27 protein-coding genes are annotated in these 26,593 nt (G+C 70.1%); 9 read left to right on the plus strand and 18 right to left on the minus strand.

The window, feature by feature from the left end; all coding sequences use genetic code 11:
- Nucleotides 1-119 precede the first annotated feature (119 nt).
- Nucleotides 120-740, minus strand: a complete 621-nt coding sequence (locus RIF65_RS02080) for a TetR/AcrR family transcriptional regulator (protein ID WP_309065836.1) — start codon at nt 738-740, stop codon at nt 120-122.
- Nucleotides 741-877: 137 nt separating this feature from the next.
- Here RIF65_RS02080 and RIF65_RS02085 point away from each other — a divergent pair, with 137 nt between their 5' ends.
- Both RIF65_RS02085 and RIF65_RS02090 read left to right on the plus strand, forming a co-directional pair.
- Nucleotides 878-3,910, plus strand: a complete 3,033-nt coding sequence (locus tag RIF65_RS02085) for an MMPL family transporter (RefSeq protein ID WP_309065837.1) — start codon at nt 878-880, stop codon at nt 3,908-3,910.
- Entirely contained in the window at nt 3,907-5,883 is a 1,977-nt protein-coding gene (locus RIF65_RS02090) for a YhgE/Pip domain-containing protein (protein ID WP_309065838.1), read from the plus strand. Before RIF65_RS02085 ends, RIF65_RS02090 begins: the two co-directional genes overlap by 4 nt.
- 341 nt (nt 5,884-6,224) lie before the next feature.
- On the opposite strand, the gene ccsB is transcribed toward RIF65_RS02090, so the two are convergent.
- The 5 genes from ccsB to RIF65_RS02115 form a co-directional block, all read right to left on the minus strand.
- Nucleotides 6,225-7,220 carry a c-type cytochrome biogenesis protein CcsB gene (ccsB, locus tag RIF65_RS02095; protein WP_309065839.1) on the minus strand — a complete coding sequence of 332 codons (996 nt, stop codon included), beginning with the start codon at nt 7,218-7,220 and terminating at the stop codon, nt 6,225-6,227.
- Nucleotide 7,221: 1 nt separating this feature from the next.
- The gene (resB, locus tag RIF65_RS02100) at nt 7,222-8,952 is read right to left on the minus strand and encodes a cytochrome c biogenesis protein ResB (protein ID WP_309065840.1); all 1,731 of its coding nucleotides are present in this window, start codon (nt 8,950-8,952) and stop codon (nt 7,222-7,224) included.
- Nucleotides 8,933-9,715 (minus strand): cytochrome c biogenesis CcdA family protein, encoded by a 783-nt coding sequence (locus tag RIF65_RS02105; protein ID WP_309065841.1) that lies wholly within the window; start codon nt 9,713-9,715, stop codon nt 8,933-8,935. The genes resB and RIF65_RS02105 overlap by 20 nt, the downstream gene beginning before the upstream one ends.
- Complete coding sequence (locus tag RIF65_RS02110; protein ID WP_309065842.1) at nt 9,712-10,362, minus strand: TlpA family protein disulfide reductase; 651 nt, start codon at nt 10,360-10,362, stop codon at nt 9,712-9,714. The genes RIF65_RS02105 and RIF65_RS02110 overlap by 4 nt, the downstream gene beginning before the upstream one ends.
- 67 nt (nt 10,363-10,429) lie before the next feature.
- Entirely contained in the window at nt 10,430-11,074 is a 645-nt protein-coding gene (locus RIF65_RS02115; protein WP_309065843.1) for a histidine phosphatase family protein, read from the minus strand.
- Nucleotides 11,075-11,202: 128 nt separating this feature from the next.
- On the opposite strand from RIF65_RS02115, the gene aspS reads away from it, so the two are divergent.
- Nucleotides 11,203-12,984 carry an aspartate--tRNA ligase gene (aspS, locus tag RIF65_RS02120; protein WP_309065844.1) on the plus strand — a complete coding sequence of 594 codons (1,782 nt, stop codon included), beginning with the start codon at nt 11,203-11,205 and terminating at the stop codon, nt 12,982-12,984.
- An 89-nt stretch (nt 12,985-13,073) separates the two neighbouring features.
- On the opposite strand, the gene RIF65_RS02125 is transcribed toward aspS, so the two are convergent.
- From RIF65_RS02125 to RIF65_RS02170, 10 genes are all read right to left on the minus strand, one after another.
- Nucleotides 13,074-13,898: a sulfite exporter TauE/SafE family protein gene (locus RIF65_RS02125; RefSeq protein ID WP_309065845.1), complete on the minus strand. Its 825-nt coding sequence runs from the start codon at nt 13,896-13,898 to the stop codon at nt 13,074-13,076.
- A gap of 152 nt (nt 13,899-14,050) precedes the next feature.
- Nucleotides 14,051-14,806: an amino acid ABC transporter ATP-binding protein gene (locus RIF65_RS02130; RefSeq protein ID WP_309065846.1), complete on the minus strand. Its 756-nt coding sequence runs from the start codon at nt 14,804-14,806 to the stop codon at nt 14,051-14,053.
- A complete protein-coding gene (locus RIF65_RS02135; RefSeq protein WP_309065847.1) occupies nt 14,803-15,594 on the minus strand; it encodes an amino acid ABC transporter permease in 792 nt (263 codons plus the stop codon). The genes RIF65_RS02130 and RIF65_RS02135 overlap by 4 nt, the downstream gene beginning before the upstream one ends.
- 40 nt (nt 15,595-15,634) lie before the next feature.
- Nucleotides 15,635-16,453 carry a basic amino acid ABC transporter substrate-binding protein gene (locus RIF65_RS02140; protein ID WP_309065848.1) on the minus strand — a complete coding sequence of 273 codons (819 nt, stop codon included), beginning with the start codon at nt 16,451-16,453 and terminating at the stop codon, nt 15,635-15,637.
- A gap of 122 nt (nt 16,454-16,575) precedes the next feature.
- Nucleotides 16,576-16,875, minus strand: coding sequence for a Dabb family protein (locus tag RIF65_RS02145; RefSeq protein WP_309065849.1), 300 nt, complete (start codon nt 16,873-16,875; stop codon nt 16,576-16,578).
- Nucleotides 16,872-17,156, minus strand: a complete 285-nt coding sequence (locus RIF65_RS02150; protein ID WP_309065850.1) for a glutaredoxin family protein — start codon at nt 17,154-17,156, stop codon at nt 16,872-16,874. The genes RIF65_RS02145 and RIF65_RS02150 overlap by 4 nt, the downstream gene beginning before the upstream one ends.
- Entirely contained in the window at nt 17,153-17,449 is a 297-nt protein-coding gene (locus RIF65_RS02155) for a rhodanese-like domain-containing protein (RefSeq protein ID WP_309065851.1), read from the minus strand. The genes RIF65_RS02150 and RIF65_RS02155 overlap by 4 nt, the downstream gene beginning before the upstream one ends.
- A 72-nt stretch (nt 17,450-17,521) precedes the next feature.
- A complete protein-coding gene (locus tag RIF65_RS02160) occupies nt 17,522-17,620 on the minus strand; it encodes a 30S ribosomal protein bS22 (RefSeq protein ID WP_003792170.1) in 99 nt (32 codons plus the stop codon).
- A gap of 115 nt (nt 17,621-17,735) precedes the next feature.
- Entirely contained in the window at nt 17,736-17,927 is a 192-nt protein-coding gene (locus tag RIF65_RS02165; RefSeq protein ID WP_309065852.1) for a helix-turn-helix domain-containing protein, read from the minus strand.
- An 87-nt stretch (nt 17,928-18,014) separates the two neighbouring features.
- A complete protein-coding gene (locus RIF65_RS02170; RefSeq protein ID WP_309065853.1) occupies nt 18,015-18,944 on the minus strand; it encodes a TetR/AcrR family transcriptional regulator in 930 nt (309 codons plus the stop codon).
- A 99-nt stretch (nt 18,945-19,043) separates the two neighbouring features.
- Between RIF65_RS02170 and RIF65_RS02175 the strand changes: the two genes are divergently transcribed.
- The 3 genes from RIF65_RS02175 to RIF65_RS02185 are packed head-to-tail and all read left to right on the plus strand — an operon-like array spanning nt 19,044 to nt 22,046.
- Nucleotides 19,044-19,958 carry an ATP-binding cassette domain-containing protein gene (locus RIF65_RS02175; RefSeq protein ID WP_309065854.1) on the plus strand — a complete coding sequence of 305 codons (915 nt, stop codon included), beginning with the start codon at nt 19,044-19,046 and terminating at the stop codon, nt 19,956-19,958.
- A complete protein-coding gene (locus RIF65_RS02180) occupies nt 19,955-20,782 on the plus strand; it encodes an ABC transporter permease (RefSeq protein ID WP_309065855.1) in 828 nt (275 codons plus the stop codon). Before RIF65_RS02175 ends, RIF65_RS02180 begins: the two co-directional genes overlap by 4 nt.
- Before the next feature lie 43 nt (nt 20,783-20,825).
- Nucleotides 20,826-22,046, plus strand: coding sequence for an MFS transporter (locus tag RIF65_RS02185; protein WP_309065856.1), 1,221 nt, complete (start codon nt 20,826-20,828; stop codon nt 22,044-22,046).
- Nucleotides 22,047-22,053: 7 nt separating this feature from the next.
- Here RIF65_RS02185 and RIF65_RS02190 read toward each other — a convergent pair whose 3' ends face one another.
- The gene (locus RIF65_RS02190) at nt 22,054-22,470 is read right to left on the minus strand and encodes an ArsR/SmtB family transcription factor (RefSeq protein WP_309065857.1); all 417 of its coding nucleotides are present in this window, start codon (nt 22,468-22,470) and stop codon (nt 22,054-22,056) included.
- A gap of 102 nt (nt 22,471-22,572) precedes the next feature.
- On the opposite strand from RIF65_RS02190, the gene RIF65_RS02195 reads away from it, so the two are divergent.
- Together RIF65_RS02195 and RIF65_RS02200 are read left to right on the plus strand one after the other, a co-directional pair.
- A complete protein-coding gene (locus RIF65_RS02195; protein ID WP_309065858.1) occupies nt 22,573-24,003 on the plus strand; it encodes a TrkH family potassium uptake protein in 1,431 nt (476 codons plus the stop codon).
- 1 nt (nt 24,004) lies between these two features.
- The gene (locus tag RIF65_RS02200; protein ID WP_375142117.1) at nt 24,005-24,667 is read left to right on the plus strand and encodes a potassium channel family protein; all 663 of its coding nucleotides are present in this window, start codon (nt 24,005-24,007) and stop codon (nt 24,665-24,667) included.
- A gap of 48 nt (nt 24,668-24,715) precedes the next feature.
- Here RIF65_RS02200 and proC read toward each other — a convergent pair whose 3' ends face one another.
- A complete protein-coding gene (gene proC / locus RIF65_RS02205; protein WP_309065860.1) occupies nt 24,716-25,552 on the minus strand; it encodes a pyrroline-5-carboxylate reductase in 837 nt (278 codons plus the stop codon).
- Nucleotides 25,553-25,599: 47 nt separating this feature from the next.
- On the opposite strand from proC, the gene RIF65_RS02210 reads away from it, so the two are divergent.
- On the plus strand, nt 25,600-26,571 hold the full coding sequence (locus tag RIF65_RS02210; protein ID WP_309065861.1) for a cation diffusion facilitator family transporter: 972 nt from the start codon (nt 25,600-25,602) through the stop codon (nt 26,569-26,571).
- Nucleotides 26,572-26,593 lie beyond the last annotated feature (22 nt).

Here is a 26,593-nt window from a genome sequence, read left to right on the forward strand (position 1 = left end):
GGCTTCCCGGCGCACGGCTTCCCGCCCAGCGCACGGCTTCCCTGCGCGGACAGCCCGTGCGCTCGGCGCCAACCCGTGCACTCGGCGCCAGCGGGCACGCCCAGCGGCGGCGCGGCGCGTCACTCCTCGATGAGCAGCTGCACCAGGCGGCCGAGCTCCTCGCCCCCGGCGTGGCGCAGCTGCACGGCATCCTGCGCGGCCATCGCACCACGCACGGTGGTGCCCTCCCACACGATCATGAGCATGCGCGCGGCGGCCTCGGCGGGGACGCGCAGTCGCAGCAGACCCGCGTCGGCGATGTCGGTGATGATCTGCGCGATGCTGCGCACCATCTCGCGCTCCTGCGCGAGGTACGCGTCGCCGAAGGCCTGGTCGCGGAGCGCCCGGATGCGGATCTCGCTCATCAGCATGACGCCGAGGCGGTCGTCCTCGCCGGAGTCCATGATCTCGCGGACGAGCTCGGTCGGGTCGCACCCCTCGGCGAGGGCGCCCTCGGCCGCCATCTCGGCCACACGCGCGCGCACCGTGTTCACCCGCACCTCGCCGACGGTGCCGGCGAGCGTGAGGAACAGCTCGTCCTTGGAGTCGAAGTTGGAGTAGAACGCGCCGCGCGTGAATCCCGCCCGCTCGCAGACGGCCTCGACCGTGGCACCCTCGAGGCCGACCTCGGCGAACACCTCCGCGGCCGCGTCCAGCAACCGGGCCCGGGTGTTCTGACGGCTGCGCGTCGACGTCGTCATCCGATCCTCCTGTTTCCCACTCTGTCACGGACGCCGTCCGGCGGTGTTCACACCCGGCGCACAGAGTGAGCACTCGCGATCGAATTACGATACATGGGCGTATTGAGTACACTCATGTATCGAGTTTCGGAGGAAGCGTGTCCACTCTCCTTTCCTCGCTCGGCCGGTGGTCCTATCGACACCCGTGGCGAGTGCTCGCCGGCTGGCTGCTCACGCTCGTCCTCGCCGGGGGCGGGGCGGTGCTGCTGGGCACGGGCACCGACAACACGTTCTCCATCCCGGGAACCGAGTCGCAGGCGGGGCTCGAGCAGCTGTCGCGCTCCTTCCCGCAGGTCAGCGGCACGAACGCACAGTTCGTCGTCGTCGCCGGGGAGGGCGACGAAGTCACCTCGGCCGCGTACCGCGACGAGATCGAGGATGCCGTCGACGAGATCTCACGGATCGACCAGGTGCTGGCGGCCACCTCGCCGTACGACGAGAACGTCTCGGGCCTCGTGAACGACGAGGAGTCAGCGGCGATCGTGCAGGTGCAGTTCGAGGGGCAGGCGAGCGACGTCCCGGCCGAAACGAAGGCCAAGCTGCAGCGGATCGTCGACGACCTGCACTCCTCCCTCCCGGACGGCGCGCGGACGGCACTCGGCGGCGACCTGTTCGCGATGTCCATCCCGTCGGTGACCCCGACCGAGGCGGTCGGTCTGCTCATCGCCCTGATCGTGCTGATCGTGACGTTCCGGTCGTTCGTCGTGGCGGGCCTGCCCCTGCTCACCGCGATCCTGGGAGTGGGCATCTCGATGGCCGGGATCTTCGCCGCCACGGCGTTCGCGACCGTGTCGTCGACCACTCCCCTGCTCGCCCTCATGCTCGGGCTGGCCGTCGGCATCGACTACGCGCTGTTCATCGTCGCCCGCCATCAGGATCAGGTGCGCGCGGGCGTGGCGCCCGAGGAGTCCGCGGCGCGCGCCGTCGGCACGGCGGGGTCTGCGGTGGTGTTCGCCGGGATCACCGTGCTGATCGCCCTCATCGGCCTGGGCTTCGCCCGCATCCCGTTCCTGACCACGATGGGAGTCGCCGCCGCAGTGGCCGTCGCGATCGCGGTGGCGATCGCCGTCACACTGACGCCCGCGCTGCTCGGGTTCGTGAAGGGACGCGTGGCGGGGCGGCAGCGCGTGGCGGGGCGGCAGCGCCGCCCGGCGCCCGGCGACACCCCGGGTTCCCGCCCACACCCCGGGGTTCCGACGCCCGCAGACCGGGGTGTCGACGACAACCCGGGGTCTCACGCCCCGCGCGCCACAGAACCCCGGCGTTCGTTCGCGCAGCGCTGGGTGGGTGGCGTGTCCCGGCATCCGATCGTCGTCGCGACTGCGGTCGTGCTGGGACTCGGCGTGGTCGCCGTGCCGGCGCTCGACCTCGAGCTCGCCCTGCCGAACGCCGGCGTGCTGCCCCAGGACTCCGAGGCGCGGCAGAGCTACGACCTGGTCGGCGAGCACTTCGGTCCCGGGTTCAACGGCCCGCTCATCCTCACCGGGACGATCGTCACCTCCGAGGACCCCCTGGGCCTGATGAAGGACCTCGGCGACGAGGTCGCCGCCATCGACGGCGTCGCCGAGGTCGCGCTCGCGACCCCGAACGAGACCGCCGACACCGGGATCGTGCAGGTCGTGCCCGAGACGGCGCCCGACGACCCGGCGACCAGCGATCTCGTCCGCGAGCTCCGCGCGCACCACGACGAGTGGCTCGACGAGTACGGCGTCGACCTGAAAGTGACCGGGTTCACCGCGGTGGCGATCGACATCTCCGATCAGCTCGGCGCCGCACTGCTGCCGTTCGGGGTGTTCGTGATCGGACTGTCGCTGATCCTGTTGACGATCGTGTTCCGCTCGATCTGGGTGCCGGTCACCGCCGCGCTCGGCTACCTGCTGTCGATCGTGGCCGCGTTCGGCGTGGTCGCCGCGGTGTTCGAGTGGGGCTGGTTCGCGGACGCCCTGCATGTCGCGCGGCTCGGCCCGATCATCAGCTTCATGCCGATCGTGTTGATGGGCGTGCTGTTCGGCCTGGCCATGGACTACCAGGTGTTCCTCGTCTCGCGCATGCGCGAGGACTTCGTGCACGACCGCGCATCGGACCGTGACGCCGCCGTGCGGGCGGTGCGCAGCGGGTTCACGGGGTCCGCGCGCGTCGTCACCGCCGCCGCGCTCATCATGCTCGCCGTGTTCGTGGCGTTCGTGCCGGAGGGCGACTCGTCCATCAAGCCGATCGCCCTCGGACTCGCGGCGGGCATCGCGATCGACGCGTTCCTGGTGCGGATGACGCTGATTCCGGCGCTCATGACCATCCTCGGCGAGCGCGCGTGGCGGATCCCCCGGTGGCTGGAGCGGATCCTGCCGCAGGTCGACATCGAGGGCGAGGCGGTCGAGCGCGAACGCGCCCTCGCCGGCTGGCCGGGCGACGACAGCGTGCTGGCCGCCGATGGCCTCGCGATCGAGGCGGCCGGGGTGGGCGGGGTCGACCTGCGGATGCCGCCGGCCGGCGCCCTCATCGCGACCGGCGCCCCGGCGGGCGCGCTGCGCGCCCTGGCGCTGACGATCGCGGGACGGATCGCGCCGGACGACGGCCTGCTGCGCGTCGCCGGGCACCTGCTGCCGGGTCGGGCGGCATGGGTGCGCGGGAACGTCGGCGTCGTGCTCGCCGCGGATGCCGCATCGGCGGATGACGTCGACCGTGCGCTCACGGACGCGCTGCGCGGCCGCACAACGCTCGTCGTTCTCGACGGCCTCGATCGGTTCGCCGGCGAGGCGCGCGAGCGCGTGGTGGCGCGGGTGCGCGGAACGGGCGCCGGGGTGGCGGTGTTCGCCACGGCGCAGGATGCGGATGCCGCCGGCGCGGTGCTCACGGATGCCGGGCGCGACGGCGCGTCCGTGATCGACGTCGGCGAAGCGGGGCGGCAGCTCCGCGACACCCCGGGTACGCGGGGTGCTGCCTCTCGCCACTCCGCCGACACCCCGGATACCCGCCCAGACCCCGGCATACCGGCATCCGAAGCCCGCGGTGTCGACGACAACCCGGGGTCCCGAGGCGCCGCACCGCACGACGCCACCACGCCCTCGTGCCCGTTCGAGCGCACCGAGGTGAACGCATGCGATGTACTGAGCGAACGGAGTGAGACGAAGTGACCCTCCCTATCGACCGCGCACCTCACCGCCGGGCCACCTGGCTGACCCTGTTGGGCGTGCTGCTGCTGCCTGCGGTGGTCGGCGGCACGCTCGTCGCCGCGCTGCAGAATCCGACTGAGCGGCTGGATGCCATGACCGCCGCCGTCGTGAACCTCGACCACCCGGTCACGATCGACGGTCAGTACACGCCGCTGGGCCGGCAACTGGCGGCCGGGCTCGTGCAGGGCTCCGACGAGGTCGACTCGAACCTCACCTGGGTGATCTCGAACGAGGACGACGCCGCCGAGGGACTCGCCGACGGCAGCTACCAGGCGGTCGTGACGATCCCCGAGGACTTCTCGGCAGATGCCACCTCCGCCGGAACCGCGCTGTCTGACGGCGACGCGGATGCCGAGCAGGCACAGATCACGGTGACGACGCCGCCCGACGGCCGCGTGGCCGACGACCTCATCACGCAGCAGATCGCGTCGGTCGCGACGTCCACGATGGGGACGATGCTCAGCCAGGCGACCGTCGGCAACGTGCTGGTCGGGTTCGCGACGATCGGCGACCAGATCGGGGAAGCGGCCGGCGGCGCAGACCAGCTCGCCGACGGCGCCCGGGAGGCGGCGACGGGTGCGGCCGAGGTGCCGGAGGGTGCTTCCCGACTCGCCGCGGGCGCCGGAGAGCTGTCCGCAGGGGCATCCCAGCTCGCGACCGGGCTCGGCACCGTCGCAGACAGATCCCGTGAAGCCGGGGCGGGAGCGATCCAGCTCGGGCAGGGGCTCAACGCCGGAGCCGCCACCCTGGAGCGTGACGGACTGATCCCCGACCAGCTGTTCGCCGCCGCGCGCGGATCGGCCGACGCGACCGCCGGTGTCGCCGGCGGAGTGGGCGAACTCTCCTCGGGCATCGACCAGCTCGTCGCGCTGTGCTCGACTCGCGAAGCGGGTGCGGACCCGGCCGGGGACCAGGTCTGCGCGGGACTGGCCGGAATGCAGCAGAGGCTGCCTCAGCTGAACGAGGCGGCGGGACTCGCGAAGCAGGCCGCTGCCGGCACGTCGTCCGGGCTCGTCGCGTTCGACCAGGCTGCACCGAAGGAGATCGCCGACCAGATGCGCACCGCCGGCGCGGCCGCCGTGCAGCTGGGCACCGGGCTCGGGCAGCTGTCGGACGGTGTCGCCCACTCGGCCGCGGGCGCACGCTCGCTGACCGACGGCGCGACGCAGCTCGGTGACGGAGCGACCGCCCTCGCCGAGGGCACGACGGAGCTTGCCGACGGCCTCGACACGCTCGCGGCCGGCAGCGGCGACCTCGCGGACGGCCTGCACACCGCGGCCACGTCGCTGCCGTCGTTCAGCGACGAGGAGTCCACGTCAGTGGCATCCGTCATCGCCGACCCCGTCGCGGCCGATGCCGGGGCGGCGAACCTGTTCGGACCGACGGCGATCCCCCTGCTGACCGCCGTCGTGCTCTGGTTCGGGGCGCTGGCGTCGTTCATGGCGCTGCGCGCCGTGCCCGGCACCACGCTCACGTCGCGGCGCTCGTCGCCGGGACTGGTGCTGCGTGGCTTCTGGCCGGCCGCCGCGCTCGGCGCCGGTCAGGGGGTACTCGTGGCGCTCATCGTTCAGGTCGTCGCCGGGTACGACGCCGCCGCGTGGTGGGGCTTCGCCGGGTTCGCCGTGCTCGCGGGCATCGCGTTCGCGGCGGTCAACCAGGCGCTCGTGGCGGTGCTCGGCGGTGCCGGGCGCTGGGTCAGCGCGCTGGTCGGGGTGGTGGCGATCGCGACAGGGCTGATCTCGACAGTGCCCGGATGGCTCGGCGCGCTCGGAGCCGCCCTGCCGACGGCTCCTGCTCTCACCGGCCTGATCGAGGCGGACGGTTCGGCGGCCGCCGGAGTCGTGGTCTGGGGTGTGCTGGCGCTGATGGCGAGCACGCTCGCCGTGGCCGCGCGTCGCACGACGTCCGCGAAGGCCGTGGTCGCCGCGGCGTAGGGGACGTCCGTCGGTCGCGGGGCCGCGCTCATCCGTCGGTCGCGGGGGCCGGCGCGGGGCGCGGGCCGTGCCGGGTGCCCGCGCGTGCCGCGCGCGTTGTTGCGGATACCCCGTCTCCGCACCGCGTGCGCGCCAGCTTCCGGCATCCGCTCGCCCGCGCACCACGTCCGCGACACTTTCCAGCATCCGCTCGCCCCCGCGCACCAGGTCCGCGACACTTTCCGGCATCCGCTACATCGATCGATGGCGCGGATGCCACAAACTGCAGCTCACGTGTGACGACGCCGGCGCGGATGCCAGAAACTGCAGCCAACGTGTGACCAAGACGCGCGCCGCAACCCTCAGCTCAGGCCGGAGTACGCGTGCAGGCCCTTGAAGAAGACGTTGACGATCGTGAAGTTGAACAGCACGGCCGCGAAACCGGTGATCGACAGCCAGGCCGAGGGGGTGCCGCGCCAGCCGCGCGTCGCGCGGGCGTGGATGTACCCGGCGTAGAGCACCCAGATGATGAACGTCCAGGTCTCCTTGACGTCGAAGCCCCAGTAGCGGCCCCACGCGTCCTGCGCCCAGATCGCGCCCGCGATGAGCGTGAACGTCCAGAAGATGAACCCGACCACCGTGAACCGGTAGGCGAGGTTCTCGAGCCGACCGGCATCCGGCAGGGTGCGCAGGAACCCGGGGCCCGCCTTCTCGGCGCCGTCGGCGAGACGGTGCTCACGGCGCGCCTGCAGCAGCTGCATCACCGACAGCGCGAACGCCAGCGCGAGCAGCGCGGTCGCGAGCGAGGCGACGAACACGTGGATCACCAGCCATACCGACTTCAGCGGATCCACCAGCGGCGTCACGATCACGTAGAAGTTGGCCGCCGCCGCCCCCAGCAGCACCAGCACCAGACCGGTGATGAACGTGCCGAGGTAGCGCAGGTCGATCCGGGTCAGCACGACGAGGTAGACGAGCACGATCAGCAGCGTGCCGATCATCGCGAACTCGTAGAGGTTCGCCCACGGCACGCGCCCCGCCGCGAACCCGCGGGTGAGCGTGGCGCCCAGGTGGAACAGCCACCCGAGCACGGTCAGCGCCGTGCCGATGCGCGCCATCACCAGTCTCGGCCGCGCTCCCACACCCGAGACACCGGCTCCCCCGACCGCCGAACCGCCGGATGCCACGGAGCCGCGCGCGACGGCATCCGCCCCGACCCCACCGGCCGCAACGAGCACCCTCTCTTCGTCGCTCAGCGACGAGCGTCGCGCCAGGTCGAACGCGTAGGCGATGAACGCGCCAGCGTAGATCGCGATCGCCGTCCACAGCAGCAGGATGGAGATGGAGTCGAGGTCCATGTCATGCTCCCTTCACGGGTTCCGCGCGGCGCGGGGCGGCGCCGTCGAGCAGCCTCGCGTGCCTGCGGACGAGATCGTCCACGGCGGCCGCCAGAGTCGGGTCCTCGCCGCGCGCGAGCCCGGCGTATTCGAGTCGGATCACGCCGTCGGATGCCGTCGCCTTCACCCACATGCGTCGGCGCGGAACGAACAGGGCGAGGCCGAGACCGGCGAGCGCGAGCAGGGCGAACGCGAGCACCCACGGCGCGGACGCGTCGTGGTGGATCTGCAGCGAGACGTAGCGCTTGACCGACTCGGTCGGGTCGGTGGCTCCTGCGGGCGACTCGTCCTCGAAGGTGATCGTGCCCAGCCCGTTCGGCAGGTCGGCGGTCTCGCCGGGCTGCAGCTCGATCGACTTCACGTCGGTGCCGCGGCCGTTCAGCTTGGTCAGCGAGGAGGTGTCCAGCGTGTACACCGAGCGCGGGGTGCCGTCGTCGATGCCGAGGTCGCCCTGGTACACGTCCAGGGTCAGCAGCGGCAGGTTGAGCTCGCCATGCGCCGACGCGTACGCGCCGGTCTCGAGCTTCACGACCGTGGGGTAGAAGAATCCGGTGATGCCGAGCTGCTCCGGCATCCCGTCGGGGATCTTCAGCACACCGAGCGAGGTCATGTTGCTGTCCTGCGGCAGGAACTCGACCGGCGCGCTGTGCACGACGGTCCCCTCGGCGTTGCGCACCGTGATGGTGGGCGCGTACCCGTTGCCGAGCAGGTACACCTGGTCGCCGGCGACGCTCAGCGGGTGGTTGACCCGCACCGAGCCCTCCCGCGTCGAGCCGTCCACCTCGCGCACCGTGACGTTCGCCTTGAAGTCGCCGGCCTGCCCCGCACCGGGGGTGCCGAACGGCTGGTAGGTGACGTCGAACGAATCCAGGCCGATCGCGTACGGCTGCAGCGCGTCGTCGGTGACGAACCGTCCCCGGTTGATCGAGTTGTAGTCGATCAGCGTGTTCACGAACGACTTGCCCTCGATGACCACCTTCTGACCGGTGTACGCGAAGCCGCCGCCCACTCCGACCGTGACCAGCACGCCCACGAGCGCGATGTGGAACAGCAGGTTGCCGGTCTCTCGCCAGTAGCCGCGTTCCGCCGACACCGACCAGGTCGAGCCGCGGTCGTATCGGGCGACGCGGTAGCCGAGCGCCTTGAGCTGTTTCTGCGCGATGTCGATCGCGGTCGCCGCGTCGTCCGGCGACCCGTCACGCTGCACCTCGCGGTGGTCCTCCAGCCGCGAGAGCCGGGCCGGTGTGCGCGGCGGGGCGGCGCGCAGCGCCTTCAGGTGGTGACGGATGCGCGGGATGATGCAGCCGATCAGCGAGATGAAGAGCAGCAGGTAGATCGCCGAGAACCACGGCGAGAGGTACACGTCGAACAGGCTGAGCTTGTCGAGGATCGGGAACAGGTCCGGGTTGTCGGCCTTGAACTTCGTGACGCCGTTGGGGTCGGCCATCCGCTGCGGGAAGATCGAGCCCGGGATCGCCGCGATCGCCAGGATCAGCAGCAGCACCAGCGCCACACGCATCGACGTCAGCTGCCGCCACGCCCAGCGCAGCCAGCCGACGAATCCCAGCCGGGGCTGGGTGACCTCGGATTCCTCCGCGTCGATGTGGTCGGACGGGCGGAGCGGATCGGATGCCGCGGACGCGCCGTCCGGTCCCCTGCGGTCTCCGCGCGTGTCAGAGCGGGAGGACGACACTCTGCATCACCGCCGTCAGTCTCGACATGATCTCGGTCCACGTCCCGGTCGCCATGAGCAGCCCGAGCACGATCAGCAGGATGCCGCCGACGATGTTCACCACGCGGATGTGGCGGCGCATGAAGGCCGTCGCGGTGGTGGCCCACCCGAAGCCGAGGGCGACGAGCAGGAATGGGATGCCGAGCCCGAGCGAATACGCCACCCCGAGCAGCGCCGAGCGCCACGGGTCGCCCAGCGACCAGCCGACGCTCACGATCGCGCTGAGGGTCGGACCGGTGCACGGCGCCCAGCCGATCGCCAGCGTGAACCCGAGCAGCGGCGCGCCGACGAGCCCGGCGGTGGAGTCGACGTGCATGCGGAACTCGCGCTGCGCGAACCCGAACAGGCCGAGGAAGACCAGCCCCATCAGGACGACCACGCCGCCGAGGACGCGGGTGATCAGTTCGCCCCACTGCACGAAGAACACCGCGGCGGCGCCCCCGATGACGGTGTACGCGACGAACACCACCGTGAAGCCGAGGATGAACAGCAGCACGCCCAGCAGCATCCGCCGCCGCGCCGTGACGCGGGTGCCGACGGACGCTGTCCGGGCCCCTGAGCCGATCGAAGGGCCCGGAACCCCCACCGCTCCCCCGATGAAGCCGAGGTAGCCGGGCACGAGCGGCAGGATGCACGGCGACAGGAATGACACCAGCCCCGCAAGGATCGCCAGCGGGATCGCGACCCAGAGGGCCCCGGCGCCGATCACGTCGGACGGGTTCACGCCTTCTCCTCGAGCGCGGTCTTCACCAGCGCCGAGAGGATGGAGGGGCTCTTGATGGGGCCGATGATGCGCGCGGCCACCCGGCCCTGCTTGTCGAGCACGAGGGTGGTGGGCGGCGCCTGGATCGGGGTGACCTTCGCGAAGGCGAGCTTGGCCTCGCCGGTGTCGGCATCCATCAGGCTCGGATACGTGATGCCGTAGGTGTCGGCGAACGCCTTCGCCTGGTCGGGCTGGTCGTAGATGTTGATCCCGACGAACGCGACGTCGTCGGCCTGATGCTGCTGCCACACCGACTCGAGGTCCTTCGCCTCGGCACGGCACGGACCGCAGCCGGCGTACCAGAAGTTGACGACCGCGACACGGCCGCGGATCTCGTCGCTGGAGAAGTCGTCGCCGTTCTCGGTGACGCCGCCGAAGTCGACCGGCTCACCGCGTTCGGCGGCGGGGATCTCGACGACGGTGAAGTCGGCGGAGGTGTACGCCTTCTGCTCGCCGTTCAGATACGCCTCGGTCGCCGGGTCGGGTGTGCAGGCGCTGAGAGCGACGGCGAGCACCGCGGCGAGCGCGGCCCCGGCGGCACGCAGATGGCGGATGCTGCGGGATGGGCGCCCACTGCGGACAGAACGAACCGTCGACGCGAGAGGCACGATGCCAGTGTACGTACGGCTTCCTATGGGTGAGCCGGAAGCAGGATCTCGCGCGTGATGGACGGTTTCAGACAGCGCCGAGATCGATCCCGCCGGATGCCGGTTCGGCGTAGCCGATCTCGCGCCACACGTCGCCGGCGCGCTCGAACGTGGTGACGCTGGACAACGTGCAGCGTCGGGTACGCGGGTCGTGCCGCAGGGGAAGCCCCGCGACGGAGAGGTGCACCATCCAGATCGGCGCCTGGTGGGAGACGAACACGATGTCCCCCTCCTCCGCCGCACCGGTGGCGGTGTCGACGGCGTGCCAGCTCTCGTCCATCGCGGCGCGCATGCGCGCGACGATCGCGTTGTACGGCTCCCCCCAGCTGGGCAGCGAGGGGCGGCGCAGGTGGTGCCAGTTCCGCGGGTCACGCAGAGCACGGCGCATCCGCTTTCCCTCGAACACGTTCGTCGGCTCGATGATGCGCTCGTCCAGGACCGGGTCGATGCCGAGCGCCTCGGCGAACGGCGCGGCGGATTCCTGCGCGCGTTCCAGCGGCGAGGAACGGATCTCACGGATCGTGCCGCCCAGGCCCAGCACGTGGTCGGCGGCCGCCTGCGCCATCTCGCGTCCCGCGGGGCTCAGGTGGAAGCCCGCGAGCCGCCCATACAGGATGCGGTCGGGGTTGTGCACCTCACCGTGACGGACCAGATGCAGGCGGGAGGCGGGCATGCGGCGAGTCTAACCCGCGCTCCACCCGCTCTGACCCGGGTCCGCCGGCCTCAGCCAGGCCCGGGCCGGCCGCGACACGCCACGTAGGATGGTGGGGTCCATCATCTCCCCGATCAGAAGGAAACTCCGTGCTCCGCACACACACGGCCGGCTCGCTGCGAGCCGAGAACATCGGTCAGACCGTCACCCTCACGGGCTGGGTCGACCGTCGCCGCGATCACGGAGGCGTCGCGTTCATCGATCTCCGGGATGCCTCGGGCATCGCGCAGGTCGTCATCCGCGACGAGGAGGTGGCGCACCCGCTGCGCAGCGAGTTCGTCCTCAAGGTCACCGGCGAGGTCTCCCGCCGCCCCGCGGGCAACGAGAACCCGAACCTGCCCACCGGCGAGATCGAGCTGATCGCCGCCGACGTCGAGGTGCTGAACGAGTCGGCGCCGCTGCCGTTCCCGGTGTCCACGGGGCTCGCCGACACCGACCCGATCGGCGAGGAGGTGCGCCTCAAGCACCGCTACCTCGACCTGCGCCGTCCGGCCCCGGCCGCCGCCATGCGCCTGCGCTCGCAGGTGTACAAGGCGGTCCGCGACGTGCTGCACGAGAACGACTTCGTCGAGGTCGAGACGCCGACCCTGACCCGGTCCACGCCCGAGGGCGCCCGCGACTTCGTGGTGCCCGCTCGCCTGCATCCGGGCAGCTGGTACGCACTGCCGCAGTCGCCGCAGCTGTTCAAGCAGCTGCTCATGGTGGGCGGTGTCGAGAAGTACTACCAGATCGCCCGCTGCTACCGCGACGAGGACTTCCGCGCCGACCGGCAGCCGGAGTTCACCCAGCTCGACATCGAGATGAGCTTCGTCGAGCAGGACGACGTGATCGCGCTGATGGAGTCGCTCATCGTCGCGATGTGGAAGACGATCGGCGTCGAGGTGCAGACCCCGCTGCCGCGGATGACCTACGCCGACGCCATGGCGAAGTACGGCTCTGACAAGCCCGACCTGCGTTTCGGGCTCGAACTGGTCGAGGCCACCGACTACTTCAAGGAGACCCCGTTCCGGGTGTTCCAGTCGGAGTACGTCGGGGCGGTGCTCATGCCCGGCGGTGCCTCGCAGCCGCGCAAGACGCTGGACGCCTGGCAGGACTGGGCGAAGCAGCGCGGCGCCCGCGGTCTCGCGTACGTCCTGTTCAACGAGGACGGCACGCTCGGCGGCCCTGTTGCGAAGAACCTGTCCGAGAGCGAGCAGGCCGGCCTCGCCGAGCTGGTCGGAGCGAAGCCGGGCGACTGCGCCTTCTTCGCCGCCGGTGAGACGAAGGCGAGCCGCGCGCTGCTCGGCGCCGCACGCGTCGAGATCGGCCGCCGACTGAACCTGCTCGACCCCGACACGTTCGCCTTCACCTGGGTCGTCGACGCGCCGATGTTCGAGCCGGCGTCCGATGCCGTCGCCTCGGGCGACGTCGCCGTCGGCGCGGGCGCGTGGACGGCCGTGCATCACGCGTTCACCGGCCCGAAGCCGGAGTTCGAGGACACGTTCGACAGCGACCCGGCATCCGCTCTCGCCTACGCGTACGACATCGTCTGCAACGGCTCCGAGCTGGGCGGCGGATCGATCCGCATCCATCGCGAGGACGTCCAGAAGCGGGTGTTCAACGTGATGGGCATCACCGACGAACAGGCCGACGAGCAGTTCGGTTTCCTGCTGGAGGCGTTCAAGTTCGGCGCTCCGCCGCACGGCGGGATCGCGCTGGGCATGGACCGGGTGCTGCAGCACCTGTCGAAGACCGACTCGATCCGCGAGGTGATCGCCTTCCCGAAGTCGGGGAACGGGTTCGACCCGCTCACCGAGGCGCCCGCTCCGATCACCCCGGAGCAGCGCGCCGAAGCCGGCGTCGACTTCGTCCCGGAGGATGCCGACGCGTAACCTTCCCGGTCGTTGAGCGAGGAGCGCAGCGACGAGACGAAACGCCCCGGCGTAACGCGTTTCGTCTCGGTCGCCGGTGGCGTCATCGCTCAACGACCGGCGAAGAGCGGGGCCACGTTCTCGTGCCAGACGTCCACGCCCAGCTTGCCGATCAGGGCGATCACCACGACCAGGAACACCACCCGGATGAACGTGGAACCCCGCGCGATCGCCATGCGCGAGCCGAGGTAGCTGCCGGCGACGTTCGCCACCGCGAGGATGCCGCCGAGCAGCCACAGCACGGAGCCATGCGGGATGAACAGCAGCAGGGCTCCGGCGTTCGTCGCGAGGTTGACGATCTTCGCCTTCGCGCTGGACTGCAGGAAGTCGTAGCCCATCAGCGCGACGAGCGCGATCACCAGGAAGGTTCCGGTGCCGGGGCCGATCAGTCCGTCGTAGAACCCGATCACCAGCCCGGCAGCCCCGGCCATCACGTGGTGCCGACGTCCGTCGAAGCGCAGCCGGGTGGTGGCGCCCATCTGCGGCCGGAACGCGGTGAACAGCGCCACGGCCAGGAGCGCGACGACGATGATCGGCTTGAACGCCGCGGCGGGCAGCACCGTGGCGACCGCGGCGCCGCCGAACGATCCGGCCAGCGCGATTCCGGCCATGGGCAGTGCCGTACGCAGGTCGGGCTTCGCCCGGCGGTAGTAGGTGAGACTGCTGGTGGCCGTGCCGAACACGGATGCCAGCTTGTTCGTGGCGAGCGCCTGGACAGGTGCGATGCCGGGGATCAGCAGCAGGGCGGGCAGCTGGAGCAGACCGCCTCCGCCGACGACCGCGTCGACCCAGCCCGCCGCGAACGCGGCGACAACGATGAGGACCAGCGTCGCCCAGGTGAGCTGTTCCAGTCCCAGGAGCGCGCCGATGTCCATCCCCTCCAGGATGCCAGACGGGGGCGCGACATCGAGACGCCGGGTGCCCCGCGCACCCCGACTGACGCCGACACCCCCGGGCACGCGACGAGACCCCGGGCTGCCAGCGCAGGCAGCCCGGGGTCTCGGCTGTAATGCGGGGTCTCGGCGCGTCAGAGCACGCGGGACAGGAAGTCCTTCGTGCGCTGGTGCTGCGGATTCGAGAGCACCACGCGCGGGTCGCCCTGCTCGAGGATGTGCCCACCGTCCATGAAGATCAGCCGCGAGCCGACTTCCCGGGCGAAGCCCATCTCGTGCGTCACGACGAGCATGGTCATGCCCTCGTCCGCCAGCGTCCGCATCACCTGCAGCACCTCGCCGACCAGCTCTGGGTCGAGCGCCGAGGTCGGCTCGTCGAACAGCATCATGTCCGGGTTCATGCACAGGGCTCGCGCGATCGCGACGCGCTGCTGCTGACCGCCCGACAGGTGCCCCGGGTAAGCATCCGCCTTGTGCGCCAGGCCGACCCGCTCGAGCATCTCGTGTGCGACGTTCTCGGCCTCCGCCTTGCCGCGCTTCTTGACCCGCTGCTGGGCGATCGTCAGATTGCCCAGCACGTCGAGGTGCGGGAACAGGTTGAAGCTCTGGAACACCATGCCGATGCGCGTGCGCACCCGGTCGATGTCGACATCGGGGTCGGTGATGTCGATGCCCTCGATGAGGATCTGCCCGGACGTAGGCTCCTCGAGCAGGTTCACAGAGCGCAGCAGGGTGGACTTGCCCGAACCCGACGGCCCGATCACGCAGACCACCTCGCCCGCCGTCACAGTCAGGTCGATGCCCTTGAGCACCTCGTTGTCGCCGAAGGCCTTCACCAGGCCGCGGACCTCGATCGCCGGGGCGTGGACGTCGATCAGATCGGTGCTCATCGCTGCTTCGCCATCTTTCGCTCGAGCCATGCGACCACCCGTGTGAGCGGGATGGTCACCAGCAGGTACAGCATCGCCGCCATGATCAGCGGTGTCGCGTTCGCGTTCGCAGTCAGCGCGTCACGCGAGAACGAGGTCAGCTCCTTGGAGAAGACGGTGGTCCCCGCGATGAACAGCAGCGACGTGTCCTTCAGCAGCAGCACGAACTCGTTCGTCAGCGGCGGGATGATGATCCGGAAGCCCTGGGGAAGCACGATCCAGAACATCGTCTTCATCGGCGACATGCCCAGTGAGCGCGCCGCCTCGGTCTGGCCCTTCGGCACCGCCTGGATGCCGGCGCGGATCACCTCGGCCATGTACGCCGACGCCACGACGATCAGACCGAGCAGGCCCGCTCCGATCGCGCCGCCGGGCACCTGCACCTTGAGCGCGATCGGCAGCATGAATGCGAACGCGAAGATCGTCAGCAGCGCGGGCAGACCGCGGAACAATTCGATCCACGCGGTGGCGAACCAGCGGAACGGCCCGATGCTGGAGAGCTTCAGCAGCGCCATCAGGATGCCGAGCAGCAGGCCACCGGTGAAGGCGACCAGCGTGAACCAGATGGTGTTCTTCAGGGCGATGGTGATGATCTCGGGGAACATCTCTGCCGCCACCTGCGGATTGAAGAACTGCCGCCCGACCACGGCCCAGTCGGTGGCGACGACCGACCACACGACGAGCACCACGAAGAGCAGGTACATCGAGTAGCGGTACAGCTTGTTACGGGTGGTGCGCCTCAACGCCATCGCGGGGCTCCCCTTCGTCCGAGGGTCACGGATTCCGTGCTCACTCGGCGGTGAAGTAGGTGTCGTAGATCGTCTGGTACTCGCCGCTGTCGCGCAGCTCTGCCAGAGCGTCGTTGACCGCTTCGCGCAGCTCGTCCTTCTCGCCCTTGGCGAAGGCGAAGCCGTAGGACTCGTCCGTTTCGTACGTCTCGACGATCTTATACGCCTTGTCGGCCTTCTCGTGCTCGAGGTTGACCGGCTGATCCTGCAGGATCGCGTCGATCTGACCCGCCTGGATGGCCGGCCACAGCTCGCCGTCCGAGGTGTACTGCACGAGCTCGGCGCCCTTGGCGTTCGCCTTGGCGTAGGACTCGCCGGTGGTGCCCTGCTGCACGCCGACCTTCTTGCCGTCGAGGTCGTCGATGCTCTCGATGCCCGAATCGGTCCGCACCAGCAGCGACTGCAGCGAGTCGTAGTACGGGTCGGAGAAGTCGATGTTCGCCTTGCGCTCCTCGGTGATCGTCATCGCCGAGACTCCGATGTCGCACTGCCCGGCCACCAACGTGGTGCCGGACTGCAGCGCATCGAAGTTGACGTCCTGGACCTCGATGGTGAGCTCGAGCTGCTCGGCGATCGCGGTGATGAGGTCGATGTCGAAGCCGGAGTACCCCGATTCGCTCGACGCATCCTCGACCTCGAACGGCGGGTACGGCACGTCGGAGCAGACGGTGAGCGTGCCCGGCGTGACAAGCCCGTACTCGTCACCTGCCTCCGAGCCCTCGCCGCCGGCGTCACCACCCGATCCGCTGGCGCAACCGGTGAGGACGAGCACGGCGGCGGCCGCGGTGGCGGCGCCGAGAAGAAGAGGACGACTGTTCATGGTCACTCCTGTGTGACGGGGCTTTCGCCTGGGAGGGGGTACGGAAACATCTAAACACGCGGCCGGACGCGGGACCATTCGAGGCCCGCTCGGCCGGATCACATTTCCGTTGCGAACACGTATCAGATCTCGAAGTCGACCGCGGCTCGGGATGCCGCCACCGACCGGATGTACACCGCGGCCTCCTCGTGCGCGGGGTGCACCTGATAGGCGGCCAGCGCCTCGAGCGAGTCGACGTCGGCCACCAGCACGACGTCGAAGTTCGTCTCCGGGAAGGCGACGTTCGGACCCGCCGACACCGCGCGCAGTTCCGGCACGACGCCGTCGAGCGCGTTCAGGAGCCGGGCGACCTCGGCGGCGTGCGCGGCGCGCACCCCGGCATCCTCGGCTGCCATCTTCCACATCACCACGTGCCGGATCATGCGTCCTCCTCCTGGTCGTGCACGAGCGCCTCCTGCAGCGCGTCGCGCAGGCGCTCCGGAGAGACGCGCCAGTGCGCGTGCAGCGCGCCGTCGATCAGCACCACGGGGATCTTCTCCCACCACAGCGCGTACAGTTCGGGGTCGTCGGCGATGGAGCGCTCGACGATCTCGATCCGCTCGGCGGCGGCATCCGGCAGTTCGGCGACCACGGCGTCGACGACCTCGCTCGCGACCTCGCAGAGGTGGCAGTCGGGCTTGCCGATCAGCGTGATCGCGGTCACGGCTGCTCGACCGGGCGTCCCTGCGCGACCCACTCGGCGGTGCCGCCCTCGACGTTGGTGGCGTCGTAGCCGCGGGCCTCGAGCGCCTGCACCACGCGCGCAGACCTGCCGCCGAGCTCGCAGATGACGTCGAACGCCTCGCCGGGCAGCTCCTCGAGCCGGTCCCCCAGCTCGGACATGGGCAGGTTGACCGCACCCGGCACGTGCCCGGCGGCGAACTCGTGCCGCTCGCGGACATCGATGAGCGGCACGCCGGTGCGGGCGGCGAGCTGGTCGACGGTGATCGTCTTCATGGGTTCCTCCTGAAGCGCAGACACGAAGCGCCCCCGTCGACCGCGGTCGGGAGGCGCTCGGTGTCGTGCCGCTTACTTCTTGTTGCGGCGCTGGTGGCGAGTCTTGCGAAGCAGCTTGCGGTGCTTCTTCTTCGCCATGCGCTTGCGGCGCTTCTTGATGACTGAACCCACGGAAACCTCACTAAGTCAGGGGCTGGATGCCACACGATCGGACACCCGGGTACGGGCACGGAAAAATGCCTCGGATGAGTCTAGCAAATGGTCGGACCGGCTCCGGAACGACGGATCAGCCGACGTCCGCGATCGGCCGCTGCATCGCCTCAGCGACAGCCGACTCGGGCACGCGGTAGCTGCGTCCGAAGCGGATGGCCGGCAGCTCCCCAGAGTGCACCAGCCGATACACGGTCATCTTGGACACGCGCATGAGTTCGGCGACCTCGGCCACCGTCAAGAATCGGACATCTTGGACATCGGGCATCCCCCGTACCCCTTTCTGCTGATGCACACTCTATGGGGTAGGTGCGACGGGTGTAAACACATGTTGCCGTTGTGGCTCGGTCCGACCTCATCGAGGGCCGGTACGCCCCGCTCTCTCCACCGCCTCCCGCACCGCCTGCCTCTCGAGCTTGCGTGCCGCACGCAACGCCTTCTCCGCTTCGCGGAGCGTCTTGCGCGTCTCGCGCACCTTTCGGTCGGCGGCGACCTCGGAGCTCTCGACGTCCGCCCAGTCGGTCGCCGCGGCATGCGGCTCACCGCGTTCGAGACCCGCGATGTACAGTTCCACGCCGTCCAGGATCCGTTCGGCGGCGAAGCGGAACGGGTCGTCGGGCGCGGTGAAGACGCCCGCCTCGATCGCACGGCGCAGGGCGGGGTACTCGTCGGCGCTGATGACCCGGTCGAACAGCGCCGCTTCAGCGGCCGAGACCTCGTCGGCGGACAGCCCCCTGCTCCGCGCTTGTTCGGAGTAGCCGGCCATCACCGTCCCGTACCACCGCGCATGGCCCATCAATGCGAGGGCGATCGCGAGCCGCTCGGCCTCCGCCAGCGGAGTGTCGTGCAGCGCCTGCAGACCGGCATCCAACCAGGCCGAACTGTTCGGGGTGGCCGGAGCGCCACTGATCGGCAGCGACAGCATCCACGGGTGCCTCAGGTACAGGTGCACCTGCGCCTCGAACAGGGCTCGCAGCCGGGCGCGCCATCCGTCGTGCTCCCGGTGCTCCTCGGGCGGGAGGCCGATCGCCTGCTCCTGCATCAGCAGCAACAGGTCGTCCTTGGCGCTGACGTACCGATAGAGCGACATCGGCGTGAAGCCGAGCCGTGCGGCTACGGCGGCCATCGACACCGCTCCCAGCCCCTCGGCGTCTGCGAGCTCGACCGCCGCATCGACGATCCGCTCCACACTCATCTCGCGCTTGGGCCCGCGCTGCGGCGTCGCCGCCACTCCCCAGGCGAGCGCGATGCCGCGTGGAAGCTCGGGCGGTTCCTCGTCGGTCATGCCCTCATCCTACTTCTGTTTATTTCCTAAACAGTGTGTTACGGTCATACACGGTTGTTACTGACATACACAGTTTAATCCCTACACAGAGGAGGACCCATGACCGCACCGGCCATCGCGATCAGCGGGCTGCGCAAGGCATTCGGCTCGCACACCGTCATCGACCGTCTCGACCTGACCGTCGCGCCCGGCGAGATCTTCGCCCTGCTCGGGCCCAACGGTGCGGGCAAGACGACCACGATCAACATCCTGACCACGCTCGTTCGGCCCGACGCCGGCTCCGCCCGCGTCGGCGGCTTCGATGTGCTCACGCAGCCGGCCGACGTGAAACGACGGATCAGCCTCACCGGGCAGGCGGCGGCCGTGGACGACGGGCTGTCGGCGACCGAGAACCTCATGATGTTCGCCCGACTGGCGGGCATGGACCGCGACGCCGCCCGCCGCCGCTCGACCGAGCTCATCACGCACTTCGGCCTCGCCGATGCCGCCACCCGGCGCGTGCGCACCTTCTCGGGAGGCATGCGGCGCCGTCTCGATCTCGCCCTGAGCTTCGTCGTCACACCGGAGGTGCTGTTCCTCGACGAGCCGACGACGGGCCTGGACACCCGCAGCAGGCGCGAACTGTGGGAGATCATCCGTTCCCTGGCCGGCGCCGGCACCACGGTGTTCCTCACCACCCAGTACCTGGAGGAGGCCGATCAGCTCGCCGACCGCGTCGCGGTGCTGCACGACGGCCGGATCGCCGCGCTCGGCACGGCGGCTGAGCTGAAGGCGCGCGTCCGAGGCGACAGCGTCGATCTCCATGACGAACACGGCGAGCTGCTGCGCAGCATTCCGACCGACGGCTCGGTCGCCGGCGTGCGCCGCGCCCTCGATCAGCTCGACGAGCAGGACGCGCGGGGCGTCGTCAGCATCCGCCGTCCTTCCCTCGACGACGTCTTCCTCGCCTTCACCGAACCGGGTGCCGTGACGACAGGCGCGGCCGCCCTCGACCCCGCCAAGGAGATCGCATGACCCTCGTACACGCCGCACCGGCGGCATCCGTTCCCCTCGTCCCGCCGCCGGCGCTCCGGCCCCGCCTGCGCGGCGCCACGGCCGAGGTCGTGCTCATCGGCAGGAGCCTTCGTCATTCGCTCCGCGACGGAGAATCGCTGCTGATGGCGGTCCTGCTCCCGGTGATGCTCATGCTGATGTTCACGTGGGTGTTCGGCGGCGCGATCGATCCGTCCGGCGGCTACGTCGACTACGTCGTGCCGGGAATCATCCTCACCTGCGCCGGCTTCGGCGCATCCTCCACCGCGGCCTACGTTGCGAGCGACATGCGCAACGGCATCATCGACCGGTTCCGCACGATGCCCTTACGGGCGAGCGCGGTGCTCACCGGTCACGTCGTGGCGAGCCTGCTGCGCAACCTGATCGCGACGGCGATCGTGGTCGGCGTCGGCGTGCTGGTCGGGTTCCGTCCCGATGCCACCGTGCTGGAGTGGGTGGCGACGACCGCCGTCATCGCGCTGTACATCCTCGCGATCACGTACCTCTTCGCCGCCATCGGTCTGGCATCCGGCTCACCGGAGGCGGCGAGCGGCTACGGATTCATCCTGCTGTTCCTCCCCTACCTGTCCAGCGCGTTCGTCCCGGTGGCGAGCATGCCGGACTGGCTGCAGCCGGTCGCCCGACACCAGCCGATCACGCCGGTGGTCGAAACCCTCCGCGGCCTGCTGATGGGGACGCCGTTCGATTCCGAGCCGTGGACCGCGCTGGCGTGGTGCGCGGGGATCCTCGTCGTGGCCGTGACGTGGGGAGCGTGGACCTTCCGCCGTAAGGCCGGTCGCCGCTGACCGCCGATGCCGCCACCGGCGGGGCGGGTGGATGCTTGTTCCTGTGACGCATGCGACCCCCTCCGCCGGTGAGCGGCACCTCGGCCTCCTCGCGTTCCTGTTCGCGGTCGCCGGCGGCGCCGCGGTCGGCAACCTCTACTGGGCGCAGCCCTTGCTCTCGGCGATCGGCGACGACCTGGGAGTCGGGCCGAGCGAGAGCGGCCTGCTCGTCACCGTGTCGCAGCTGGGCTACGCCGCCGGGGTGTTCTTCCTGGTCCCGCTCGGCGACACGGTGAACCGGCGACGGATGGTGCCGCTGATGATGACGCTGTCGGCGGTGTGCCTGCTCGGTGCGGCGCTGTCCCCGGCCTTCGGCGTGCTGCTGCTCTGCCTCGGCCTGACGGGCGTCACGACCGTATCGGGGCAGCTGCTCACCCCGCTGATCGGCGACATCGCGGACGATCGGCGACGCGGGCGCGCGGTCGGCACCGTCGCATCGGGCATCGTGCTCGGCATCCTCGTCGCGCGCACCCTCGGCGGCGCGATCGCCGACGCGCTGGACTGGCGAGCGGTGTACGTGTTCGCCGCCGTCGTGATGCTGGTGATGGCGGCGCTCATGGCGTGGCTGATCCCGACGCTTGCGCGCCGCGAGCGGGTGGCCTACGGACCGCTGCTGCGGTCGGTGTACCCGACCATGTGGCGGCACACGTCCGCGCGGATCATGCTCGGGCTGGGCGCCGTGGTCATGTGCGTGTTCACCCTGTACTGGACCGCGCTCACCTTCCTGCTGTCCGCCGAGCCGTTCGGGCTCGGCACGCGCGACATCGGGTTGATCAGCCTTGCCGGCATCGCCGGCGCGGTCGCCGCGCAGCACGCGGGCCGGCTGTTCGACCGGGGCTGGGCGTCGCCCGCGACAGGTCTCGGCCTCGCCCTGACGCTCGCGGCACTGCTCGTCGCGGGATTCGGCAGCGGCTCGCTGATCGCCGTGATCGTCTCTGTGGCGCTGTTCTCGGTCGGTGTCCAGGCGGCGATGGTGCTGCTGCAGATCGGGATGCTGTCGATCGACCCCGCCGCTCGCAGCCGCCTGAACACCGCGTTCGTGGTCACCAACTTCGGCGCCGGGTCGGCCGGGTCCGCCGTCGCGGGTCCGCTGTGGGATGCCGGAGGCTGGACGGCGGTCACGGTGGCGGCGTGCGCGCTGGTCATCGCGGCGCTGGGGCTGTGGGCCGTGCGGGACGCGGCGGAGCGACGGCGGCGCCGCGCGTCCGGCATCCGCTCCGCCTGACCCTGGGTCAGGTGCCGAGTCGCTTCAGTGCCGTCGTGACGACGTGCTTCGCGGATGCCGCGGCGCGCCCGACCACCTCGGCGGCGTGCGCAGCGCCATCGGGCAACGGCACGGCCGGGTAGTCGATGTCGGGGGCGTCGTCGCCGTACGCGTCCATCAGGAAGGGCACCAGCCAGTCGTCCACCGCTTCCAGGGGTGCTACCGACAGGCTGTAGTAGCGGCGCTGGCCGTCCTCGCGAACGGTGACCAGTTCGGCATCCCGCAGCACCTTGAGGTGCTTCGACACGGTGGGCTGGCTGATTCCGAGCTCGGCGACGATCTCGGTGACGCTGGTGCCGGCATCGCTCTGTGTCGACCGGTTCAGCAGCAGCTGCAGGATGTCCCGCCTGGTGCCGTCGGCGATCACGTCGAAGATGTCGGTCATGAGAGTCAGAGTAGTCGTCGCACGCACGGAGTACCATGACGGGGGCCCGGCGAAACGCACGGGTTTCAACGGGCGCGGTCGGCGCGGGATCTGAGGGGTGCGATGTCCGGCAACGTGACGGCACTGGCGCGGCGCCGCGGCTTCGCGCGGGCGGGCGCCTTCTTCAAGCGCCTCGTGACGTCGTCTCCGTCGCGGTTCGCGATCGCGGTGTTCGCCGCCCTGATCCTGCTGTTCACCGGCATCCTGTCGCTGCCGATCTCGTCGGCGGACCGCACCATCACCCCGCTCAGTGATGCGCTGTTCACCGCGATGTCGACCATCTGCGTGACCGGCCTGACGACGGTCGACATGGCGACGCACTGGTCGGCGTTCGGGAACGTCGTGATCTTCCTCGGCGTGAACATCGGCGCCATGGGTGTGCTGACGCTCGCGTCGCTGATGGGCATGGTGATCTCCAAGCGCCTCGGCCTGCGGGCGAAGCTGCTCGCCGCCGGCGACACCAACCCGTTGCGCGCGCACGGCGGGCCGGTCAACGAGAGCCAGACCGTGCGGCTCGGCGAGGTGGGTCAGCTGCTCACGACGGTGGCGCTGTCGACCCTCATCATCGAGGCGGCGGTCGCGCTACTGCTCTACCCCGGTCTGGTGATGGCCGGCATCGATCCGTTCGTCGCCCTGTGGGAGGCGCCCTACTACGCGGCCATGTCCTTCACGAACACCGGCTTCACCCCGAACGCCGGCGGCGTGACGATCTTCGCCGACGACTACTTCGTGCTCACCGTGCTGATGATCAGCGTGTTCCTCGGCAGCATCGGGTTCCCGGTGATCTACACCCTCGCCCGGCACACCTGGCACGTGAAGCGCTGGTCGCTGCACACCAAGCTCACCCTGATCACGACCGTGCTGCTGTTCATCGCCGGCGCGGCCGTGATCCTGGTGCTCGAGTACGACAACATGCGCACCTTCGGGTCGATGGACGCCGTGGACACCACGTTCCAGGCGTTCTTCCTGTCCTCGATGACGCGCTCGGGCGGGTTCAACGTCATCGACATGGCCGACCTGAACGGGTCGTCGATGCTGGCGGTCTGCATGCTCATGTTCGTCGGCGGCGGCTCGGCGTCGACCGCGGGCGGCATCAAGGTGACCACCCTCGCGGTGCTCGCCCTCGCAGTGTGGTCGGAGGCGAAGGGTCGTCAGTCGGTCGAGGCGTTCGGCCGCCGCATCCCCAGCGACGTGCAGCGCGTGGCGCTGTCGGTCGTCGCCTGGGGCGCCACGATCGTGGCGGTGTCCACGATCGTGATCGCCCAGATCACGAAGGCCGACATCATCGACGTGCTGTTCGACGTGATCTCCGCGTTCGCCACGGTGGGCCTCAGCTCGGGCCTCACCGGCGAACTTCCGGACTCCGCCACCTACGTGCTGGCCACGACCATCTTCATGGGGCGCGTTGGTACAGTGACACTCGCCGCGGCGGTCGCCGCGACATCCCGATCGCAGCTGTATTCGCTGCCCGTGGAAAGGCCGATCGTTGGTTGAGATGGTGCGGGGCGACGCCCCGGTGCTGGTCATCGGACTCGGACGCTTCGGCGCGGCCTGCGCCGGTGAACTGGACCGCCTCGACCGCGAGGTGCTCGCGATCGACGAGGACCTCGGCCTGGTGCAGAAGTGGTCGGACCGCGTCACCCACACCGTGCAGGCCGACGCGCGCAACATCGACGCGCTGCGTCAGATCGGTGCCCAGGACTTCCAGGTCGCCGTCGTCGCGGTGGGCTCGCTCATCGAGGCCTCTGTGCTGATCACCGCCAACCTCGTCGACCTCAAGGTGCCGCAGATCTGGGCGAAGGCGGTGTCGCAGTCGCACGGCAAGATCCTCGCCCGCGTCGGCGCCAACCACGTGATCTACCCCGAGCGCGAGGCCGGGGAGCGCGTCGCGCACCTGGTCAGCGGGCGGATGCTGGACTTCATCCGCTTCGACGACGACTTCGTGCTCGCGAAGATGTACCCGCCGAAGTTCATCCGCGGCGTCGGCCTGAACGAGTCCGGCGTGCGGACCAAGTACAACGTCACGGTCGTGGGTGTGAAGAGCCCCGGCAAGCCGTTCCGCTATGCGGAGGCGAAGACGGTCGTGACCAACCACGACCTGATCATCGTGTCGGGCACCAACAGCGACATCGAGCGCTTCGCCGGCCTCGACCGCTGACCGCGCGGGCCGGTCGGCCTCTCAGCTTCGCAGATCTGCGGACCGCGCTCACGCTCCGGCGGCCAACTCCTTGGCCCGCGCCAGCGCCGCGGCGGTCGCCCGCGCGAAGGTGTCTGCGAGTCCGGCATCCTGCAACACCGCGATCGCCCGCTCGGTCGTGCCCTTCGGGCTGGTCACCCGACGGCGCAGCTCGGCCGGGTCCTCCCCTGACGAGTCCAGCAGCGCCGCCGCGCCGATGAAGGTCTGCTCGGCCATCAGCCGGGCGTCGGCCTGCGAGAACCCCATGCCGACCGCCGCCGCGGTGAGCTCCTCGATGAGCAGGAAGACGTAGGCGGGGCCGGAGCCCGACACGGTCGACAGGGCGTCGATCTGCGATTCGGGCACCTCGATCACGGCGCCGACCGTCTCGAACAGGCGGCGCACGAGCGCGACATCATCCGGCGTCGCGGCCGGGCCCGCAGCCAGACCGGTGACCGCCTTTCCGACGGTCGCCGGGGTGTTCGGCATCGAGCGGATCGTGCGGACGTCGTCGCCGAGCGCGTCGGCGAACGTGGCCAGGGTGACCCCGGCGGCGACGCTCACGACGATGGCATCCTCACGCAGTGCCGGCGCGATCTCGCGGAGCAGGTCGGGCACCATCGCCGGCTTCACGCCGACCAGCACGATGCGAGCGGATGCCACCGCCTCGCGGTTCCCGTCCGGGCGGTCCTCCAGCGCGATGCTGGTCACGCCGTCGGCGGCGAGCGCCTGCGCCTTCTGCACGGTGCGGTTGGTGGCGACGATGCCGCCGTCGACCGGCACACCGGAGGCGAGGACACCGTGCAGGATGGCGCCGCCCATCGAGCCGGCGCCGAGGAACGCGAGGGAGGGAAGAGAGTCGGCCATGGCGTCATCCTACGGTCCGCGTGAAGGGTGCGACGTAGACTCGTGGCATGAGCGCATCGGGCGGCGGCAAGGCGATCATCGCGGCATTCCTGGCGAATCTGGGCATCGCGCTGGCGAAGTTCCTCGCCTGGGCGCTTTCCGGATCGGCGTCGATGCTGGCCGAGGCCATCCACTCCGTCGCCGACTCCGGCAACCAGCTGCTGCTGATGCTCGGCGGACGCAAGGCGCAGCGCACCGCCGACCGTGAGCACCCGTTCGGGTACGGCCGCGAGCGGTACGTGTCGGCGTTCGTGGTGTCGATCATCCTGTTCTCCCTCGGCGGCCTGTTCGCCGTGTACGAGGGCGTCGAGAAGCTCGTCGACCCGCACGAGCTCGACGAGCGCTGGTGGTGGCTGCCGATCGCCGTGCTCGTCGTGGCGATCGTGCTGGAGTCGCTGTCGCTGCGCACCGCGATCAAGGAGAGCAACAGGGTCCGTGAGCAGGGCCAGTCGTGGATCTCGTTCATCCGGCGCGCGAAGGCGCCGGAGCTGCCGGTGGTGCTGCTGGAGGACACCGGGGCGCTCACCGGTCTGACCTTCGCGCTGCTCGGCGTGGGTCTGAGCGTGATCACGGGCGACCCGGTCTTCGACGCGCTGGGCACGCTGATGATCGGTCTGCTGCTCATCGCCATCGCCATCGTGCTGGGCATCGAGACCAAGAGCCTGCTCGTGGGCGAGGGCGCCAGCCGTGCGGACTACGACCGCATCGTCGACGCCATCGCCGGCGGTCCGGATGTGGTCAAGCTCATCCACATCAAGACCCTCTACCTCGGCCCGGACGAGCTGCTCGTCGCGGCGAAGATCGCCCTCGCCGCCGACAAGACGGTGCGGCAGGCGGCGGACGACATCGACGAGATCGAGCGCCGGATCCGGGATGTCGTTCCCGCGGCGCGCCTCATCTATCTCGAGCCGGACGTGTACCGGCCGTCGCTGGACCCCGAGCCGCCGACCGACACGTTCGTGCTGAAGTCGTCGGACTGAGCGCCGTCTTCGGGCTGCGGCA

The organism is Microbacterium sp. (assembly GCF_031180975.1).
GTDB lineage: Bacteria > Actinomycetota > Actinomycetes > Actinomycetales > Microbacteriaceae > Microbacterium.

Coding starts and splice junctions, on each gene's coding strand:
- RIF65_RS02080 (WP_309065836.1), bottom strand. CDS start 740: ATGACGACGTCGACGCGCAGCCGTCAGAACACCCGGGCCCGGTTGCTG.
- ccsB (WP_309065839.1), bottom strand. CDS start 7,220: ATGGACCTCGACTCCATCTCCATCCTGCTGCTGTGGACGGCGATCGCG.
- RIF65_RS02115 (WP_309065843.1), bottom strand. CDS start 11,074: ATGCCCGCCTCCCGCCTGCATCTGGTCCGTCACGGTGAGGTGCACAAC.
- RIF65_RS02125 (WP_309065845.1), bottom strand. CDS start 13,898: ATGGACATCGGCGCGCTCCTGGGACTGGAACAGCTCACCTGGGCGACG.
- RIF65_RS02130 (WP_309065846.1), bottom strand. CDS start 14,806: ATGAGCACCGATCTGATCGACGTCCACGCCCCGGCGATCGAGGTCCGC.
- RIF65_RS02135 (WP_309065847.1), bottom strand. CDS start 15,594: ATGGCGTTGAGGCGCACCACCCGTAACAAGCTGTACCGCTACTCGATG.
- RIF65_RS02140 (WP_309065848.1), bottom strand. CDS start 16,453: ATGAACAGTCGTCCTCTTCTTCTCGGCGCCGCCACCGCGGCCGCCGCC.
- RIF65_RS02145 (WP_309065849.1), bottom strand. CDS start 16,875: ATGATCCGGCACGTGGTGATGTGGAAGATGGCAGCCGAGGATGCCGGG.
- RIF65_RS02155 (WP_309065851.1), bottom strand. CDS start 17,449: ATGAAGACGATCACCGTCGACCAGCTCGCCGCCCGCACCGGCGTGCCG.
- RIF65_RS02165 (WP_309065852.1), bottom strand. CDS start 17,927: ATGCCCGATGTCCAAGATGTCCGATTCTTGACGGTGGCCGAGGTCGCC.
- RIF65_RS02170 (WP_309065853.1), bottom strand. CDS start 18,944: ATGACCGACGAGGAACCGCCCGAGCTTCCACGCGGCATCGCGCTCGCC.
- RIF65_RS02175 (WP_309065854.1), top strand. CDS start 19,044: ATGACCGCACCGGCCATCGCGATCAGCGGGCTGCGCAAGGCATTCGGC.
- RIF65_RS02180 (WP_309065855.1), top strand. CDS start 19,955: ATGACCCTCGTACACGCCGCACCGGCGGCATCCGTTCCCCTCGTCCCG.
- RIF65_RS02190 (WP_309065857.1), bottom strand. CDS start 22,470: ATGACCGACATCTTCGACGTGATCGCCGACGGCACCAGGCGGGACATC.
- RIF65_RS02195 (WP_309065858.1), top strand. CDS start 22,573: ATGTCCGGCAACGTGACGGCACTGGCGCGGCGCCGCGGCTTCGCGCGG.
- RIF65_RS02200 (WP_375142117.1), top strand. CDS start 24,005: ATGGTGCGGGGCGACGCCCCGGTGCTGGTCATCGGACTCGGACGCTTC.
- proC (WP_309065860.1), bottom strand. CDS start 25,552: ATGGCCGACTCTCTTCCCTCCCTCGCGTTCCTCGGCGCCGGCTCGATG.
- RIF65_RS02210 (WP_309065861.1), top strand. CDS start 25,600: ATGAGCGCATCGGGCGGCGGCAAGGCGATCATCGCGGCATTCCTGGCG.